Annotated in this window: 16 protein-coding genes; 7 read left to right on the plus strand and 9 right to left on the minus strand. The window is 53.4% G+C overall.

Annotated features, from left to right (window positions below; translation table 11 throughout):
- Positions 1 to 13 precede the first annotated feature (13 nt).
- The 3 genes from C6362_RS10850 to C6362_RS10860 are packed head-to-tail and all read left to right on the plus strand — an operon-like array spanning position 14 to position 2,748.
- Positions 14 to 616, plus strand: a complete 603-nt coding sequence (locus C6362_RS10850; protein ID WP_014016621.1) for an anthranilate synthase component II — start codon at positions 14 to 16, stop codon at positions 614 to 616.
- The gene (gene pabB / locus C6362_RS10855) at positions 609 to 2,003 is read left to right on the plus strand and encodes an aminodeoxychorismate synthase component I (protein WP_014016620.1); all 1,395 of its coding nucleotides are present in this window, start codon (positions 609 to 611) and stop codon (positions 2,001 to 2,003) included. Before C6362_RS10850 ends, pabB begins: the two co-directional genes overlap by 8 nt.
- Positions 1,987 to 2,748, plus strand: coding sequence for an aminotransferase class IV (locus tag C6362_RS10860; RefSeq protein WP_014016619.1), 762 nt, complete (start codon positions 1,987 to 1,989; stop codon positions 2,746 to 2,748). The genes pabB and C6362_RS10860 overlap by 17 nt, the downstream gene beginning before the upstream one ends.
- On the opposite strand, the gene yfcE is transcribed toward C6362_RS10860, so the two are convergent.
- From yfcE to pdxR, 3 genes are all read right to left on the minus strand, one after another.
- On the minus strand, positions 2,730 to 3,275 hold the full coding sequence (yfcE, locus tag C6362_RS10865; protein WP_014016618.1) for a phosphodiesterase: 546 nt from the start codon (positions 3,273 to 3,275) through the stop codon (positions 2,730 to 2,732). The two genes, C6362_RS10860 and yfcE, sit on opposite strands and share 19 nt — an antisense overlap.
- 1 nt (position 3,276) lies before the next feature.
- On the minus strand, positions 3,277 to 4,386 hold the full coding sequence (locus C6362_RS10870; RefSeq protein WP_014016617.1) for an NADH:flavin oxidoreductase: 1,110 nt from the start codon (positions 4,384 to 4,386) through the stop codon (positions 3,277 to 3,279).
- 107 nt (positions 4,387 to 4,493) lie between these two features.
- On the minus strand, positions 4,494 to 6,008 hold the full coding sequence (gene pdxR, locus C6362_RS10875) for a MocR-like pyridoxine biosynthesis transcription factor PdxR (protein ID WP_014016616.1): 1,515 nt from the start codon (positions 6,006 to 6,008) through the stop codon (positions 4,494 to 4,496).
- A 127-nt stretch (positions 6,009 to 6,135) separates the two neighbouring features.
- Between pdxR and C6362_RS10880 the strand changes: the two genes are divergently transcribed.
- A complete protein-coding gene (locus C6362_RS10880) occupies positions 6,136 to 6,741 on the plus strand; it encodes a LysE/ArgO family amino acid transporter (RefSeq protein WP_014016615.1) in 606 nt (201 codons plus the stop codon).
- 7 nt (positions 6,742 to 6,748) lie between these two features.
- Here C6362_RS10880 and bcmE read toward each other — a convergent pair whose 3' ends face one another.
- On the minus strand, positions 6,749 to 7,930 hold the full coding sequence (bcmE, locus tag C6362_RS10885; RefSeq protein WP_014016614.1) for a thiamine pyridinylase: 1,182 nt from the start codon (positions 7,928 to 7,930) through the stop codon (positions 6,749 to 6,751).
- Between the two features lie 218 nt (positions 7,931 to 8,148).
- Positions 8,149 to 8,826 carry a TerC family protein gene (locus tag C6362_RS10890; RefSeq protein ID WP_014016613.1) on the minus strand — a complete coding sequence of 226 codons (678 nt, stop codon included), beginning with the start codon at positions 8,824 to 8,826 and terminating at the stop codon, positions 8,149 to 8,151.
- Positions 8,827 to 9,039: 213 nt separating this feature from the next.
- Here C6362_RS10890 and C6362_RS10895 point away from each other — a divergent pair, with 213 nt between their 5' ends.
- From C6362_RS10895 to C6362_RS10905, 3 genes are all read left to right on the plus strand, one after another.
- Complete coding sequence (locus C6362_RS10895) at positions 9,040 to 9,972, plus strand: NAD(P)-dependent oxidoreductase (protein WP_255411296.1); 933 nt, start codon at positions 9,040 to 9,042, stop codon at positions 9,970 to 9,972.
- A 12-nt stretch (positions 9,973 to 9,984) separates the two neighbouring features.
- Positions 9,985 to 10,854, plus strand: a complete 870-nt coding sequence (locus tag C6362_RS10900; RefSeq protein ID WP_014016611.1) for a LysR family transcriptional regulator — start codon at positions 9,985 to 9,987, stop codon at positions 10,852 to 10,854.
- A gap of 113 nt (positions 10,855 to 10,967) precedes the next feature.
- Entirely contained in the window at positions 10,968 to 12,914 is a 1,947-nt protein-coding gene (locus C6362_RS10905) for an NAD(P)/FAD-dependent oxidoreductase (protein ID WP_014016610.1), read from the plus strand.
- 6 nt (positions 12,915 to 12,920) lie between these two features.
- Here the strand turns inward: C6362_RS10905 and C6362_RS10910 are convergent, their stop codons facing one another.
- The 4 genes from C6362_RS10910 to C6362_RS10930 all read right to left on the minus strand — a co-directional run bounded on the left by C6362_RS10910 (position 12,921) and on the right by C6362_RS10930 (position 17,262).
- A complete protein-coding gene (locus C6362_RS10910; protein ID WP_014016609.1) occupies positions 12,921 to 13,730 on the minus strand; it encodes an aldo/keto reductase in 810 nt (269 codons plus the stop codon).
- Between the two features lie 253 nt (positions 13,731 to 13,983).
- Positions 13,984 to 14,625, minus strand: a complete 642-nt coding sequence (locus C6362_RS10915; protein ID WP_157868803.1) for a type 2 periplasmic-binding domain-containing protein — start codon at positions 14,623 to 14,625, stop codon at positions 13,984 to 13,986.
- 870 nt (positions 14,626 to 15,495) lie between these two features.
- The gene (locus tag C6362_RS10925) at positions 15,496 to 16,533 is read right to left on the minus strand and encodes an aldo/keto reductase (RefSeq protein ID WP_014016606.1); all 1,038 of its coding nucleotides are present in this window, start codon (positions 16,531 to 16,533) and stop codon (positions 15,496 to 15,498) included.
- A 33-nt stretch (positions 16,534 to 16,566) separates the two neighbouring features.
- Positions 16,567 to 17,262: a flavodoxin gene (locus C6362_RS10930; protein ID WP_014016605.1), complete on the minus strand. Its 696-nt coding sequence runs from the start codon at positions 17,260 to 17,262 to the stop codon at positions 16,567 to 16,569.
- Positions 17,263 to 17,316: the final 54 nt, after the last annotated feature.

The following is a 17,316-nucleotide window of genomic DNA, read 5'->3' on the forward strand; positions in this document are numbered from 1 at the left end:
TAAAGGAGGGCGTATGTATCTGCTCATCGACAATTATGATTCTTTTACCTACAATTTAGCCGATTTAGTTGCTGAAACGGGACGCGACGTAAGGGTTTACCGCTGTGACCAGATAAGCCCGGCTGAGATTGCCACCTTGAAACCGCAGGGACTGATTATTTCACCTGGGCCGAAACGGCCGGAAGACGCCGTCCATTCCCTATCCATCGTCCACGCTTTCTGCCGCACCCTGCCCATCTTGGGCGTCTGCCTGGGGATGCAGATCCTGGCTTATGCCGCCGGGGCTGTCGTCACCCGTGGGAAACGCCCTATGCATGGGAAAGTCACGGCGATTCACCATCGTGGCCGGGGCCTCTTTCGGGGGCTGCCGGAAACCTTCCAGGTCACGCGCTATCATTCGCTGGTGGTCCAAGCGGAAACGCTGCCCGCCGCTTATGCTATAGACGCTGTCAGCGATGACGGCGCAGTCATGGCCTTATCTCATCGCAGCCTGCCGCTCTATGGGTTGCAGTTCCATCCCGAAGCCGTCTTATCCGAATATGGCAGGGAACTGATAACAATGTTTTGCCGCTTGGCCGAATCCAGCCTGGAGAAAGCAGGTGACTGTCATGACTGAGCCGCTCATCTGCCATTCCCCCTTTCCCTATACGGCCAGCCAGCTCTTCGCCCTCTTTGCCGATGAAAGAGATGCCGTTTTCCTCGATTCGTCGCTGACCAACCACTTGGGGCGTTATTCCATCATCGGCCTCGTGCCCTACCATAGGGTAAGCGTAGAACAAGGCCAGCTGAAGATTGATGGAAAAGCTCGTGAAGGAACGGCTGAAACGTATCTCAAAGCCTATTTGAAAAAGCATTACCAGGCCAATCCGACAGACCTGCCCTTGACGGCTGGGGCCATTGGCTATGTCAGCTATGACTACGGACTGGCACGCTATGGGATGAAGTCCCGCCACGCCCCTGCCTTTCCCCTGCCCGATATGAATTGGGTCTTTTACGATTTCTTCATCATCGAACATCGGCAAAGCCATGCCGTATGGTTTGCCGCCAATGGGCAGACAATGCCAGCCGAGGCTCTCTTGGCACAGATGAAAGAAAAAATCCGGACTCGCCTTCAGGAAAGGCCCTTTCCACGTACTGGCGAAAACACACAATATGCCATAACCGTCCAACCCGACAGTACTTGTGAAAACTATCAAAGGGCTTTGAAAAAGCTCAGGGATTATATCGTCGCCGGCGACGTTTACGTAACGAATTTCACCAGTACGTTTCATGTCCAGAGCCACTGCCCGCCGTACACCTTCTTTTCCCGTCTGCGCCGGGATAATCCGTCACCATTTGGCGCTTATTTACAATACGGATCCCATCAAATCATCAGTGCTTCCATGGAACGGCTGCTGTGCCTGCGCGATGACCAGATTGAAACGCGTCCCATCAAGGGCACGCGGCGCCGTGGCAAGACGTATACAGAAGATGAAAAGCTGCGGCAGGAACTGGCTCAATCGCAAAAGGACCAGAGTGAATTGCTGATGATTGTCGATTTAGAGCGCAATGACCTGCACAAAATCTGCCGTCCTGGCAGCGTGTCCGTTCCGACGCTGTTTGCCATCGAGCCGTATGCCACGGTTTTCCATTTAATCGCCGACGTAACAGGGACCCTGCGGCCAGGACAGACGGCCATCGACGCCTTGACGGCACTCTTTCCAGGTGGATCCATTACAGGCGCACCGAAACAGCGGGCTATGGAAATCATCGACGAATTAGAATTCAGCCGGCGCCAGCTTTATACAGGGACGATTGGCTACCTGTCCTTAGATGGGAACTGTGACTTAAACATCGTCATACGGACGGCCGTCCACCACGATGATCAATATATCATCGGCGTCGGCGGCGGCATTACGGCAGAATCCGACGAGGCTTTTGAATACGAAGAAATCTGGCAAAAAGCCAAAGCCTTGCTCAGTGCTTTGAAAGGAGACACTTTTAATTATGAATCTTATCTTTGATGACGGCTACCAATTCGGTCTGGGAGCTTTTGAAACCATCCCCATCTATCAAGGCCGGCCAGTCTGGCTGGAGGCTCACGAAAGGCGTTTGCGGCATACCTTGGAATATTTAGGGATTGAGCTTTCTTTTGATTGGGAACGTCGTTTGTGGGAGTATGTGTATAGCATGGGTAAGGGAGATTGGGTATTGAAAATACTTGCTTCCGATAAAAATATAAATTTTACATCCCGTGCCAATCCATATGCATCGATGACCGTCCGCCCTGGTTATGTCATCGCCTTGTCGTCAATCCGCCGCAATGAAACGTCGCCCTTAGTGCGGCACAAGACCTTTAATTATGGCGACTCGATGTTAGCCAAACGACAGGCCCGGGCTGAAGGTATTGACGAACCGATTTTTTGCAATATGCAGGGCCAATTAACAGAAGGCGCTGTCAGCAATCTATTTTTTATAAAAAACGGGCGGCTTTATACGCCGCCCGTAAAGGCCGGATTACTGCCAGGCATCATCCGGTCTTATCTCTGTCAATGTTATGATGTCATCGAAAAGCCCTTGTATCCGGAAGATATCGAGACTCTCGACGAGTGTTTCCTGACCAATTCCCTCATGGGGATCATGCCAGTCCGCCGCTTTGGCACCGTCGCCTTTCCTGTATCCTCAGAAACGCAGACGGCCGCCTTATTCCGCCGTTATGAAGCAGATAGGAACCATCCCTTCCCTGGATGCTATAAGACGAGCTGGTGAAAGGCCTGGCCGTCCAGGTCCTTCCAGGTGAAGGTGGCCCCTTCCCAGAGGAGATAACTGTGCGGGCTATTTTCCTTGGGAAGCGATGTCGAACCGGGATTCAAATAATAGTTATCCTGGCCGAAGGGCTGCCAGGCCGGGACATGGGTATGGCCGTGGAGCAAGATGTCACCAGGCCGCATGGGCGGCAGAGATGCTACGTTGTAGCGGTCTCCATGGGTCGCATAGACGAGGCGGCTGCCCTGGGTCAGGATGGCATAGGTCGCCATGATTGGGAATTCCAGTACCATTTGGTCCACATCGGCGTCACAATTCCCACGGACACAGAAGATGGAATCTTTGACTTCGTTGAGCATGGCAAAGACTTCCTTCGGGGCATAGTCTTTGGGCAGGTCGTTGCGCGGTCCGTGATAGAGGATGTCGCCGAGCAGGACCAGGCGGTCGGCCCCTTCCCGCTTCCAGGCGTCGAGCATACGGCGGCAGTAATAAGCCGAACCGTGAATATCTGAAGCAATGAAGAATTTCAACTTATTTCGCTCCTTTCTTGGCGTCGATGGCCGCAAAGACCGTGCAGTAATTGCCTTCCGGTGTCCGGCATTTCGAGCAGTGGACACAGCGGGCCGGCCGCAAATCACCTTGGATCCAGCGGTGAACTAAATCCGGTTCCGATAACAAAGGACGGCATAGGCCGATACCAGCCAGTTTCGACGTCTTCAAGGCCGTTTCCATCTGCTTCGGGTCCTTGAAGCCGCCGGTCACATAGACAGGGACACTCACGGCGTCGGCTATGTCTTTGGCGTAATCGAGGAAATAGCCGCCGTCGCGGACGACGTGGCCATCCCATTCCAGACCGATTTCCTGTTGAGCCTTGCCGTGGATATTGCCGCTCACTTCGATGGCGTCGATGCCCGACTGCTGCAGGCGCCGGCAGATATCCAACGATTCGGCGAAGGTCAGGCCGCCTTCAAAGAAATCGGAACAGGTAATCTTGATCCAAATGGGAAAATGCATTCCTACGGCCTTGCGGATGGCGGCAATGATATCGCCGACGATGCGGTAACGGTTGGCCGGCGAACCGCCATAGGCATCGCTGCGCCGATTATAATAGGGACTGAGGAACTGGTTGAGCAGGTACGAATGGCCGCCGTGGATTTCAACGGCATCGAAGCCGCTGTCGCGGACGCGCTTGGCTGCCTGGGCGTATTCGCCGATGAGGTGCTGGATATCAGCCGGACTCATGGCGACGCCAACGGTTCCCGTCTTGCGTTCTGGCACAGCGGACGGCGAGAAGATAGTCCGCCCTTCCCGTTCAAAGGTCGTCTTAGTTCCGCCATAGGCAATCTGCATCATGATTTTTGCCCCATAAGCATGGACGCGTCTCGTCAGTTCCTGATATTGCGGAATGAAGGCATCGTCGTAAATGCCCATCATACCGGCATTGGGCCGATCTTCTTTATCAACGCGGGCATAGCCCGTACAAATCAAGCCGACTTCGTTCTTAGCCAGCTGATCGTAGATGCGGTACTGTTTTTCCGACATATAGCCCTTGGCATCGGCCAAGGCTTCCCACGTCGCACTGCGGAGGATGCGGTTGCGCACGGGCATCCCGGCGATGACGGCATGTTCCAATAATTTCATATATAATCCTCCTTTTTGTCGATTGGCCAACTAGCCACTAGCCACTAGCCACTAGCCACTAGCCACTAGCCACTAGCCACTAGCCACTAGCCACTAGCCACTAGCCACTAGCCACTAGCCACTAATCCAGTATACGAATTTTTTGCTGAAACTGCAAGGGATGAACGGACGACCGCAGCCAGCTGACGGACAGCCCAGCGGAATTCGTCCGGCGTCGTATAGGCATAGGACAGGCGCAGGGACTGGGTATGACGGCTGGAATAGATATCGCCAGGATTGATGAGGATCCCGGCCTCTGCCGCCTTGTGGAAGAGCATCTCCATAGGAAGCCTGTCGCGGAAGGTGAGCCAAATATAGAAACCGCCTTGCGGTACCTGCCAATCCGCAAGACCCGCAAAGTCTTCGTCCAAAACTTGGCAGGCCGCCTGGCAGCGCCGCTGCAATTCGCATCGCAGCCATCCAAGATACTGTGCATAGCGGCCACTGGTCAAGAACCTGGCCAAGACTTGTTGGGACAGGGAGCTGGCGCCATAGTCGATCTGCATCTTGACGTCACCCAGGCGCTGTACGACTGGTTCCGGCGCAATCATCCAGCCGATGCGCAGCCCTGGTGCCAAGGATTTGGAAACACTGCCCAAATAAAGGACCTGACCTCCTGTATCCAGGCTTTTCAAGGATGGCGGCGGCGTTCCGTCAAAGGTCAATTCCTCATAAGCTCCGTCTTCGATGATGGGCAGGCCATAGCGGCTGCACAACGCCAGGAGTTGGACACGGCGCTGACGGCTCATAGTCCGGCCCGTCGGGTTGTGGTTCGTCGGGATGGTATAGAGGACGCTATTGCCTATATCTGAAGACTGGCGCAAGTGCTTTTCCAGGGCTTCCAAAGACAGACCCTGGTCGTCCATGGGCAGGCCACAGAGACGGAGATGAGCCGACTGGAAGACTTGAAGTGATTTGACATACGTCGGGTCTTCGACGTAGACCGTCGAACCACCGCGGAGAAGGCCGGCCGAAATGAGCTGGAGTCCCTGGAGGGCGCCCGATGTAATCAGGATGGACGACGGGGACACAGCCAGTCCCCGTTTCCGGGCATAGTCTGCCAGGGCCTGACGTAGGACGGGCATCCCCAGGGGCTCGACATACCCCAGGGATGTGATGGCATCGGCCACATCCCGCAAAGTCTGACGGAAGGCATCCTGCGGGAACAGCCTAGGGTCCAGTTCCCCCGTACCGAGGCGGACCAGGCGGTCATCGAACTCTAAGCTGTTGATAGCTTGGACGACCTCCTGATTGGCCCGGAAATAACCAGCCGTCATATAGTGGTTCCAATCCGGCTGGACCGGCAGCCGCAGGGACCAGGCCGTACTGGCTACGACCGTCCCCTGGCTGCCCCGGCCCTGGAGCACACCCGCTTCCAGCAGCGGCTTCAAAGCCTGATTCAGGGTACTCCGGTTCACCTGGAAGTGCCGGGCCATATCGCGCTGAGATGGCAGACGCGTCCCAGCCGGCCATTCACCGCTTTCCATTTTGCCATACATCCATTCGAGGATCTGTCGGTATATCGGTACGGGCTGCGCCGGATCTGGATGCCATTCGATCTGAACAGGAATATGCCGCTTCATCACCTCATCTCCTTTTGGTTGGTATAATTCATGTCGCTTTGGCGGGTTGGAATCCCGTTTCTCTCTGTTATACTGTGATTATACCACATGAACCAACCAGTTTTGGTTGGAAAAGGAGGCTTTTTTTATGTTCTTTTTTCAAGGCCTGACCATGGGGCTGGCCTACGTCGCCCCTATTGGCATGCAGAATCTCTTCGTCATCCATTCGGCGTTATCCCATTCCCTGCGCCGCGCCGTCGCGACGGCGTTCATCGTCCTTTTCTTCGACATCAGCCTGTCGCTGAGCTGCTTTTATGGCATCGGCACGCTGCTGAATCATCTTCCCTGGCTCAAAGTGGTCATCCTGGGCACAGGCACGCTGCTCATCCTCTACATGGCCTATGATATGATCAGCCAGGTCCCGGATGCGCTGACCCTCAAAGACCAGCCAGTTTCCCTGGGCCAGACCGTTTCCAAAGCCTGCATCGTCACCTGGATGAACCCCCAGGCCATCTTAGACGGCACAATGCTCCTCGGCGCCTTCCGCATCACCCTGCCTGCTACAGAAGCCATGACGTTCCTGACGGGCGTCCTCATGGCCTCAGGCCTCTGGTTCCTTTCCCTCACGGGCTGCGTCGCCGCCTTCCGCCACGCCATTACACCCGGCATCCTGCGCGCCATCAACATCCTTTGCGGCACGGTCCTCATGCTGTACGGCCTCCACTTAGGCTATACCTTCGTACAGCTTTTTTAATTGTGACTTATTTTTTTAAGTCGCGCTCGATATCCAGCCCGACTTTAGCTTCCCATGCAGCAAAATCCTTTGTCCCCGTCATGACATGCCATGATTTGGCGCGATATAGATGGCGGTACAATTTCTGATAGTTCGGGTCCGATGCAGCCAATTCCTGCATGACATCCTGACGGGCCGCTAAGAGATACTGCGGTACGTCCTCTTTCGAAGCCGGTTTCAGGGCGGCCAGCATGAAAGGCTTAGAAGTCAATAAAGCAACTAATTTTTTAGCCGGCCCTACTTTATTCGCGGGAATCCGGGAAGAGATGCTGACATAATCGACATAGGCCGTAGCCACATCGGGATGTTCGCAACTGGAAATGGCCTTGACGTCGGTATCGTTCCCCTGCCCTAAGCGGACGATGGCGCTCATCGCTTCCGGATAGGCATATAAGGCCCGGCCATGGCCCTGGGCAAACCATTCAGCCCGCGTAAACTCATTGCCATCGTCATAACGGCCCGTCGCAGTACCCGTCATAGCGTACAATTCTTTCAAATACTGCATGGCATCCTCTTGGACGTTTCCCATGGCCTGTACCGGAACGACTTTCCCCGTATGGTCCTGAAGGATATTATAGTATTTCATTTCATTATTCAAGCTGAAATCGGCGATGACCCCTTCATCCCGGCCAGGGAGCAACGCCTGAGTCTTCCGCGGCCCGATGGCGTCATACAGCTGCTGCATCGTCTGAACACGGGCCACGGCCTGATCGTCTTTGCGGTAAAACAGCGTATCCATACAGACCATCTGGGGAATGCCATAATATATCCCCTGAGAAGAAGCTTGTTCTAACGTCCAGGCTGGATAGGCAGACCGTGCTGGTATGCTTTCCCCTAACGGATAGAGCAGGCCTTTTTCTATATATTGCGATGCGTACAGGCCATCAAAGACAAAAACATCACTTTTCGGTTCTTCGAAATAGCAGTCCCAATCGACGAAACGCAGCGCCACATCGGGTTCGATGTCCTTCCATTGTGTGGTCAAAGCCGTTTCAAAGGCCTGGATATCGGGAACGTATTTGAACAACCCCACAGTCAGTACCTTTTTGTCTGTTTCTGTCCCCTGTCCCGGTTCACTAGCCATTCCTGTCACCATAGTCATCACGAAAAAGGCCAAGCTTAAAACGATACGAAATAATCGTTGTCTCATATTCCTATCCCCTTCAATATAAATTAGCTGACAGGCAAATCCCTGCCAGCTAATTTACATTGTAGCATATGTCATCATGCGTAGTCACTCTTACTCTATAGTTTGTAGTACAGAGTTTGTAGAAGCTGGTTTCAAATTTTTTACCATTTGCTGCAAACTACAAACTACAAACTGAATACTCAAAAAGGGCTTGTCCATCGTGCGACAAGCCCTTTTTGTTACTGCACGGCACGTTTCCGGCTCATCCACAGGCCGATAGCGATGACAGCGACAGCCAAGAGGATTTGAAGGCTTATGGGAGCCCAGGAACCGGCCATTTGCTGCAGCAGGGTCCCTAAAATTTTATCGTGGCCAATCATGGAACCGGCTGTCCATCCCAACAGTCCGGCGCCGGCATAGAGGATAACCGGGAAGCGATCCATGAGCTTGCCGATGACCGTACTGCCGCCGACGATGATAGGGATGCTAATGAGGAAGCCGCAGGCAACGAGGAGGAAGCTGCCATGCGAAGCCCCGGCGATGGCCAGGACGTTATCGACGCCCATAGCGGCATCGGCGATGATGATGGTCTTGATGGCCCCCATGAGGCTGTCCGAAGCCGTTACGTTTTCCTCCTGTTCTGCCGGGACGAGCAATTTCACGGCAATGGGCAGCAGGATGAGGCCGCCTAAGGCCTGTAAAAAGGGAATCGTCAGCAGCCAGACAGCGATGAGTGTCATGACCAGGCGGATAACGACGGCCCCGCCGGTCCCGATGAGGATGGCTTTCCGGCGCAGATTAGCCGGCAGCTTATTGGCCGCCATGGCGATGACGACGGCATTATCGCCGCCGAGGAGGATGTCCAATAAAATGATAGAGCCTAAGGCCATGAAGAATTGCATCGATACGATTTCCATAATATACCTCTTTCTGTAAAAATGACGGTAAAAACAAAAGAGACTTCCGCATGGTATCAGCAAAACTGGTATCATGCGAAAGTCTCACCTATTGCAAATTGCAACGCTGCCACCAGCCGGTCGATGACGGCACGATGTTGATGGCAACTCACGAGAAGGTTACTCCCCTTCGCGATTCAATTGTAGGTTAAGTATAACAGGCCGGAACCCATCTTGTCAATATCGTTTCTTACCGTTCCATGTTATAATAAAAGCAAAAAAACAGGAGGTATCATCATGAGTACACAACGTATCGGATTCATCGGGACCGGCGTCATGGGCAGCGGCATGATCCGCAATTTACAGAAAGCGGGGTATCCCGTCAACATCACGACGCGGACGAAAGCCAAGGCAGAAGAACTCATCCAAGAAGGCTGTCACTGGTTCGATTCGCAGGCAGAACTGGCTGCCCAATCGGACGTCGTCATTTCCATGGTCGGCTATCCCCAAGACGTGGAATCCGTCTATTTCGGGGAACACGGCGTCTTTCGCGGTAAACAAGGCGGTTTTGTCATCGACATGACCACGTCCAGTCCCTCCCTGGCCAAGAAAATCTATGCTCAGGCCCAAAAACAGGGCATCCAGGCCTTGGATGCTCCCGTTTCCGGCGGCGACATCGGCGCCCGTCAAGGGACGCTGGCCATCATGGCCGGCGGCGACGAAGCGGCCTTTGAAGGCATGAAACCTATTTTTTCGGCCATGGGCCAGACCCTGACCTATTTTGGCCCGGCCGGCAGCGGCCAGTATGCCAAGATGAGCAACCAAATCGCCATCGCCTCGAACATGATGGGCGTCTGCGAAGCCATGGCCTATGCGAAAAAAAGCGGCCTCGACCCGGAAAAAGTCATCGCCACCTTATCGGCCGGAGCTGCCGGCTCCTGGTCCCTGGCCAACCTGGCGCCACGTATGCTGAAAGGCGACACCAAGCCGGGCTTTTACATCAAGCATTTCCTCAAGGACATGCGCATCGCCATCGAATCGGCCGAAGAAATGGGACTGGACCTGCCAGGCCTCTGCTTAGCCAAAAAACTCTACGACCAGCTGGCCGCCCAGGGCATGGAAAACTGCGGGACCCAGGCCTTGTTCCAGTGGTATGACAGACAATAAGGAGTCCTGACCATGGACATCCATGCTATCCGCTGCTTTCAGCGGGTCTTTGAAAAAGAGAGCATCCACCAGGCGGCCAAGGACTTGTGCCTGACGCCGCAGGGCGTGAGCCGGGTCATCACTGCCTTGGAAGGGGAAATGCAGACGCCTCTCTTTGTCCGCAGCCGCAAAGGCATGGAAGCGACGCCGGAGGGACAGTATTTTTACGAGCACACCCAGGAACTGACACGACAGCTCCTGGACCTGCAGCTGGGGATGCAGGCGTTGAAGCGGAAAAAAGCAGGCCTGCACATCGGCTTCTCCTGCGGCGTACTGAATATCCTTTCCATCCATGTCTTGAAAGATGTCATGGCCCGCCATCCGGACAAGTCCCTGGAATGGGTCGAAGATTTCAACGAAAAGATTGTCCAGCTCATCGCCGAAGATAGCCTGTCCTGCGGCTTCTGTATCGGCCCGATCCGGTCAGACGCCTTTTTCCAAGAGGAAATCTATCGCACCGGCATTGAAGCCGTCATCTATGAGGGTCACCCTTTTTACGACCGGCCGTCCATCACTATTGAAGACCTGAAAGGGCAGCCCCTCGTCGGCCTGAACGAGCATTTTTCTTTATTCCATAGTCTGGTCAGGCGCTGTGCCGATTTCGGCTTTACGCCGCAGTTCGTCGTCAAGACCATGGAGAGCCGCCTCATCTATCATTTCTGTCAGGAACGCGTCGGCATCGGCATCGACGTGAACATCCATGCCGCCCCGCCGCCGCTCCGTTACGTCCCCATTACCGAAGGGACGCCGTGGCGCATCTTCTTTGTCTGTAAAAAAGAAAAGCGCGGCGACTCCTTATTCCAGGAAATTATCGCGGCCCTGACCTCGCGTCACCACCCATAGCAACAAATTGTTGACACCTGCTGTCGTTCCTTTGATGGACGGCAGTACTTTTTTTATGGTACCGTAGAGGAGAAATACAGAAACGCTATTACGCTGATTACAGGAGGTTCCTCATGACTCGAAAATTCCCGCACGTATCCAGCCCCATCACCATTGGCCGCACGACCTTCCGCAACCGTATCTTTTCGGCCCCCATGGGCGGTACGGATATTACCAACGACGGCTGTATCGGTCCGAAATCGACGGCCTTTTACGAACTGCGCGCCAAAGGCGGTGCCGCAGCCGTCACCGTTTCCGAATTGATGGTCCATTCCCAGACCGATGGTTCCCACGCCTACCACCTGGATGAATCGATTCTCAATTCCCTAGCCGCAGCGACTTACACAGCCGATGCCATCCGCCGTCACGGCGCTATCCCCTCGTTGGAGTTATCCCATTCCGGCCAATTCGCCGGGACCTATATGACTGACAAAAGCCGTCAACACGGGCTCTGCCAGTGGGGTCCCAGTGAAGGGATGCGCCCCGATGGCGTCCCGGTCAAAGCCCTGACCCAGGAACAGATCGATGATATCGTAAAAGCCTATGGTCACGCCGCCGGCCTGGCCAAACGCGCTGGTTTTGAAATGGTCATGATCCACGGCGGTCACGGCTGGCTCATCAACCAGTTCCTCTCGCCCTTGTTCAACCACCGCAGCGACTCCTACGGCGGCTCCCTGGAAAACCGCGTCCGCTTCGCCATCGAAGTCCTGCAATCGGTCCGCGCCGCTGTCGGTCCCTTTTTCCCCATCGAATTCCGCATGAGTGGCGCCGAATTCACCGAAGGTGGCTACGACTTGGAAGAAGGCATCCAGATTGCCCAAGCCATCGAAGCGTACGCCGATATCATCCATGTATCGGCCGGTACGTATCAGAAAACCTTTGGCATCACTCACCCTTCGATGTTTGAAGCCCACGGCCGTAACGTCTATCTGGCTGCCGCCATCAAAAAACACGTCAGCAAGCCCGTAGCTACTATCGGCGGCTTGACCGACCCAGCCATGATGGAAGACATCATCGCTTCGGGAAAAGCCGACATCGTCTACATGGCCCGGCAGCTGCTGGCCGATCCCGAAACGCCGCAGAAAATCATGGAAGGCCGGGACGCAGACATCGTCCACTGCCTGCGCTGTTTCACCTGCATGGCTGAACGGGCGTCGACTGCCACGCGCCGCTGTACGGTCAACCCGCTCATTGGCCGGGAACTGGACGGGACGGAAATCCAGCCGGCACCGGTCAAAAAGAAAGTCCTTGTCGCCGGCGCCGGCCCGGGCGGCTTGTATGCAGCCTATACGGCAGCCCGCCGCGGCCATCAGGTCATCCTCTGTGAAAAAGAAAGCGAAGTCGGCGGCATCTTGAAGAGCGAACAGGCCATCCCCTTCAAACGGGAAATGTACGAACTGGGAAAGACCTATGAACGGCTGGCCCGCCAAGCCGGTGTCGAAATCCGCCTGAATACAGAAGTAACGCCGGCTTACGCAGCTAAAGAAAAACCGCAGGCCTTGATCATCGCCGCCGGGTCCCGCCCCCTCGTCCCGCCCATCAAAGGCCTGGACGGCGACAACGTCATCATCGTGAACCAATACTATAAAGAAAAGGCCAAAGTCGGGAATCACGTCATCGTCTTCGGCGGCGGCCTGGCAGGCTGCGAATGTGCCATCCACCTCGGCCAGGAAGGCAAAGAAGTCGAGCTCATCGAAATACGTCCGACTCTGGCACCGGATGCCAATATCCGCCATCGTCCCCTGCTCCTGGCTCAAATCGAAAAGTACGTCCACGTCCACACGTCGTATAAAGGCCTCGCAGTCACGCCGGAAGGCGTCCTCTGTGAAGATCCGCAGGGTCAGCGCGTCCTCGTCCCTGGCGATACGGTCATCTGTGCCTTAGGCCAGCGGTCCCGCACCGACGTCGTAGAAGCCTTGCAAGACAGTGCGCCCTTCGTCCGCGTCATCGGCGATGCCGCCAAAGTATCGACCATCACCAATGCCGTCTACTGGGGGTACTGGGCTGCCCTCGATATCTGATTCGGGTCAGTCCTCATACCAGCCGAACAGGGTTTTCCCCGTTTCTAACTGCTGAATCCGGGCCATGTCGTCTCGATTCAGGGTGACGTCAAAAATAGCGAGATTCTCAATCATCCGCTCCCGATGGGATGATTTCGGGATGACGCCGATGCCCTGCTGAACCAGGTACTGCAAAGCAATCTGTGCGGCCGTCTTGCCGTATTTCTCGCCGACAGCCTGTAAAATAGGCTCCTGGAATATCGGCTTTTTCCCTTCTGTAAAAGGGCTCCATGCCTGCATTTGTGTCCCCTGCGCCACAAGTGTTTGTTGGAGCTCTTTTCGTCTGTAATAGACGTGACACTCGACTTGATTGACAGCGGGGATGATATCACAACTTCCGATAAAATCAAGATATTCCCGAGCATTGAAATTAGAAATGCCAATGGCCCGGACCCGTCCCTGGCGGTAGGCTTCGGTCAAGGCTCGATACATGTCTAAAGCCTCGTCATAAGGCTCGTGGATGAGCAGCAAATCGATATAGTCAGTCTGCAACCGGGCCAGCGATTCTTCAATGCCCTGCCAGGCCAGTTCATAGCCGGCCCGGGTCTGACAGAGCTTCGTCGTAATGAAGATATCCTCCCGGCGCAGACCGCTCTCGGCCACGGCCTGGCCGACCATGGCTTCGTTATCGTACATGTGGGCCGTATCGATGAGGCGGTAGCCCACAGCCAAAGCATCGAGGACCGCCCGCTTCCCCGCCTCGCCCTTCAACATCCACGTACCAAAGCCGACAATCGGCATGGTCAGGCCATTATTCAAAATGATATGCTTATGCATACTACGCCTCCATTCATCTTACAAAATCGACTAAAAAAAGGAACTGCGCATGATACACACTTCATGCTACAGTCCCTGTCTTACTTGGCCTAGTTCAAGCCGCCGGATGATAATTAACAACAGCAATGTCCGTCATAGAATTGCAATTTGAACTATATACTCAAATATACGATACCATGTTGCTTGGCAAAAATCAACATTTCAAAATTATATGCTTATGCATGATAGATGTAGGAAATTTGAGTTTTATCTTTTACAAGGAACCATTATTAAGCATCCACGTTTCAAACCGGCAAATACTCGGGTTTTGATTGATGAAATCATTGAGTTCCTCATCGATAATACGGATTCCCTTGCGACGAGGTTCACTAGTAAATCGATTCGTGACTTCATAACAGATCCGTGGCGGTGGTGGTGTTTTCAGCGTGTAAAAGACGAGATCCGAATTATTACGAATGGCATCTGAAACAACGGACATAGGTGCTACAGCCCATCTATCGGGAATCATCAAATATCGCTGCAACATGGAGCCCGTATTGACCGTTAAGAGCGGCAGTTCATCAGGATTCCAGTGAGAATGGTGCCATTGCAGGAAATCATTCCCCCAAATCAGCATAATTTGTTGACGGACATCTAAATCTTCACAGGCAACCTCGTCACCATAGATACTATCCTTATGGCAGATAAGATACATCAGTTCACGATAAATCAGTTTGATAACAATATCTGGATAAGACATCCTGCTAAAGACAAAACCAATATCAGCATCCAAGCTCTCAAAGGTGTCTGTATTTGATACAATCGAACGATAGCAGGGATTTTGAACACCCCCGTGTGCATAGGCAGGTTCACTCTTTTCCTTACAAATCTGCGCCATCATGGTATACTGGAACAAAAGGAATCTACAACAAGAAGCTGATATCATGGGCTTATTTGATACTTTCAAGAAACTGTTCCATCATTCCATCGATAACACATCGGCAGCAGAGCAGACTCTTCCCCGGGGCAACAATCCCCCTGTGAAGATTACGTTTTCACGAGAACCCCCTGCGGATAGTCCATCTCCAGATATAGTTCCCCTCAGTGTACGTCTGAAAAAGGCGGTTCCCACAATGAGGGGCCTGTATCCGCATGAAATCCTGATGCTTGAATATGCCCATACTTACTCTACAGACTTATCGCATCAGCATTTCCAGGGATTCTGGTATTATGAATATTCCGTAGAACATCCTGGAGATGTATTAAAGTCACTGGAAAAAAAGGTTTTATCCAGCCCGGTAACCTGCGTTCTGCCATCGAGAATCAGACAGTACCGGTGATAAAAAATGAATTGAGGGCAATCGGTCAAAAAGTAAGCGGCAAAAGGCTGATCTGATTGACCGTCTGTTAATGTCCCCTATCTCCATCGCCACAAGTATATGTCCATCTGGGAAATGAACGACCGGTTGAACCATAAGAATCCGCATCACCTCGGCTTCCGCGACCTTATCTGGCAGTTCTTCAACGATGAACCCCCTTGCACCCCCCTATTATATAATTACCAGTTTTCAAACCTTCGCCGCATATTCAAAGCACATATTTCCTGCATTTCTTCCTCGGAAAAATCCGATGACAGATTTTATCGATTTTGTTGCATGATTTGACAATGACATCCCCTCCTCGCAATATATTTATTTTGTACCTATCATGGCAAAGTGTCACGCCGTTTGCTTCAGCAACATCAAAAAGCTCCTTTGCCATGCGGCAGTCATTTGGCTCTGCCCTCTTACTCCTTCGGTGCGTGTTTTGCCCACGCTTGGCCTTCACTGTCGGCATTTTTGGTGTTTTGCGCCATAACGCCCACCAGCGGATGAGGAACATATAGTTCTTCCAGATAGTTCCTGTCCTCGTCCGTCAGCGTCAAATCCACCGCCTTGACTGCCCCTTCCACATGATGAAGCTTGGTTGCCCCGGCTACGGGAGCATCTACCTTTGTCAGCAGCCATGCCAAGGCAATCTCGGTCATGGTGATCCGGTATTTGTCCGCAAGTTCTGCCACTCGCACAATGATTTTCTGGTCAGCCTCCGCCATACCGTCATATTTCAGATGCGCCATACTGTCCTCTTGAAGCCTCTTGGTGATTTCGCCGGGTTTGCGGGAAAGCCTGCCGCTGGCTAAGGCGCTATACGGCGTCATGGCAATATTATCCTCTTCGCAAAGTTCTGCCATCTCCCGCTCTTCCTCACGGAAAAGCAGATTGTAATGGTTCTGCACAGAAATGAACTTGGCAAAACCTTCCTTTTCGGCGAGCGCATTCGCCTTGGCGAGCTGCCATGCGTAGCAGTTGGCGATGCCCACAAAACGCGCCTTGCCCGCTTTGACCATGCGGTTCAGTCCATCCATGACCTCATAGATTGGAGTCTTATAGTCCCACATATGGCAAATATACAGATCCACATAATCCATGCCCAAATGCTTCAAGCTCATGTCAAGAGATTTTTCGATATGCTCCTGCCCCGTCACGCCGTCTGCGATTTCCTGCGGACTGCGGGGCAGGAATTTTGTCGCCACTGCCACGTCCTCGCGTCTCGCGAAATCGCGCAAAGCCCGCCCCACATATTCCTCGCTCGTGCCGTTCTGGTAAACGATGGCGGTATCAAAGAAATTGATGCCCAGCTCCAGTGCATGTTTGATGATGCTACGGCTCGTTTCTTCGTCCACCGTCCAACTGTGCTGCCCCGTCTTGGCATCGCCAAAGCCCATGCAGCCCAGGCAAATACGGGAGACGTGCAAATCCGAATTTCCCAGTTTCGTGTATTTCATGAAAAACAGTCCTCTCCTATCAATGAGTATATCTTATCGCAGTTCTTTCCTCAATCCCTCAAGCCAAGCGTCGATGTCCGCTTGGGAAGTCAGCATATGGTCGCCGCCCTCCGAATCAAACTGTATTTCCATAGCTGCGGCAAATTTTGCCCCGGCGCAGTATTCCTTGATGTCCGTGATTACATGCCCCGGCCAGCCGCCGTGTGTCATAAAGGGAATGACCGTCTTGCCCGTCCAGTCCTGCGATTTCAGGAAAGTGTGCATGGGAGGCGCCATGGTAAACCACCAGGTCGGCGTTCCCACGGCGATGATGTCATAATCGGCGATATTCACCGCAAGGGGCTTGATTTCCGGCATAAAGCCGGCCTCCACCTCCCGCTTCCCTTGCTCGGTCACTTCGCTGTTCCAGCCGCCATAGGGCGGATAAGGATGGGTCGGCTCGATTTCTGCATAATCGGCATCAAGAACCGTTTGCAACTGTTTGGCGATTTTCCTGGTGTTGCCACGGGAAAAGGAATAGCAGACGACCAAAATCTTCTTATCCTTGCTCATAATTCTCTCCTCCTGCTTGCTCATCATTTTTTCCTCCGCTAATTTCGCGTCCTTCATGCCGTCCGTTTTCAACGAGGAATTTTGCGGCTCGGAATCTGCCGTAAAAGCGATGCCGAAAACGGCCAACATAGTCAGCAAAAGTGCGGCAAAGACGAACCGATATGTATGAGGCTTCATCGTACTGCCTCCTTATACTTCAAATTTTTCAGGCTCTAACCGCTTGATACATTT

The sequence above is a fragment of the Megasphaera elsdenii DSM 20460 genome (genome assembly GCF_003010495.1).
Lineage (GTDB): Bacteria > Bacillota > Negativicutes > Veillonellales > Megasphaeraceae > Megasphaera > Megasphaera elsdenii.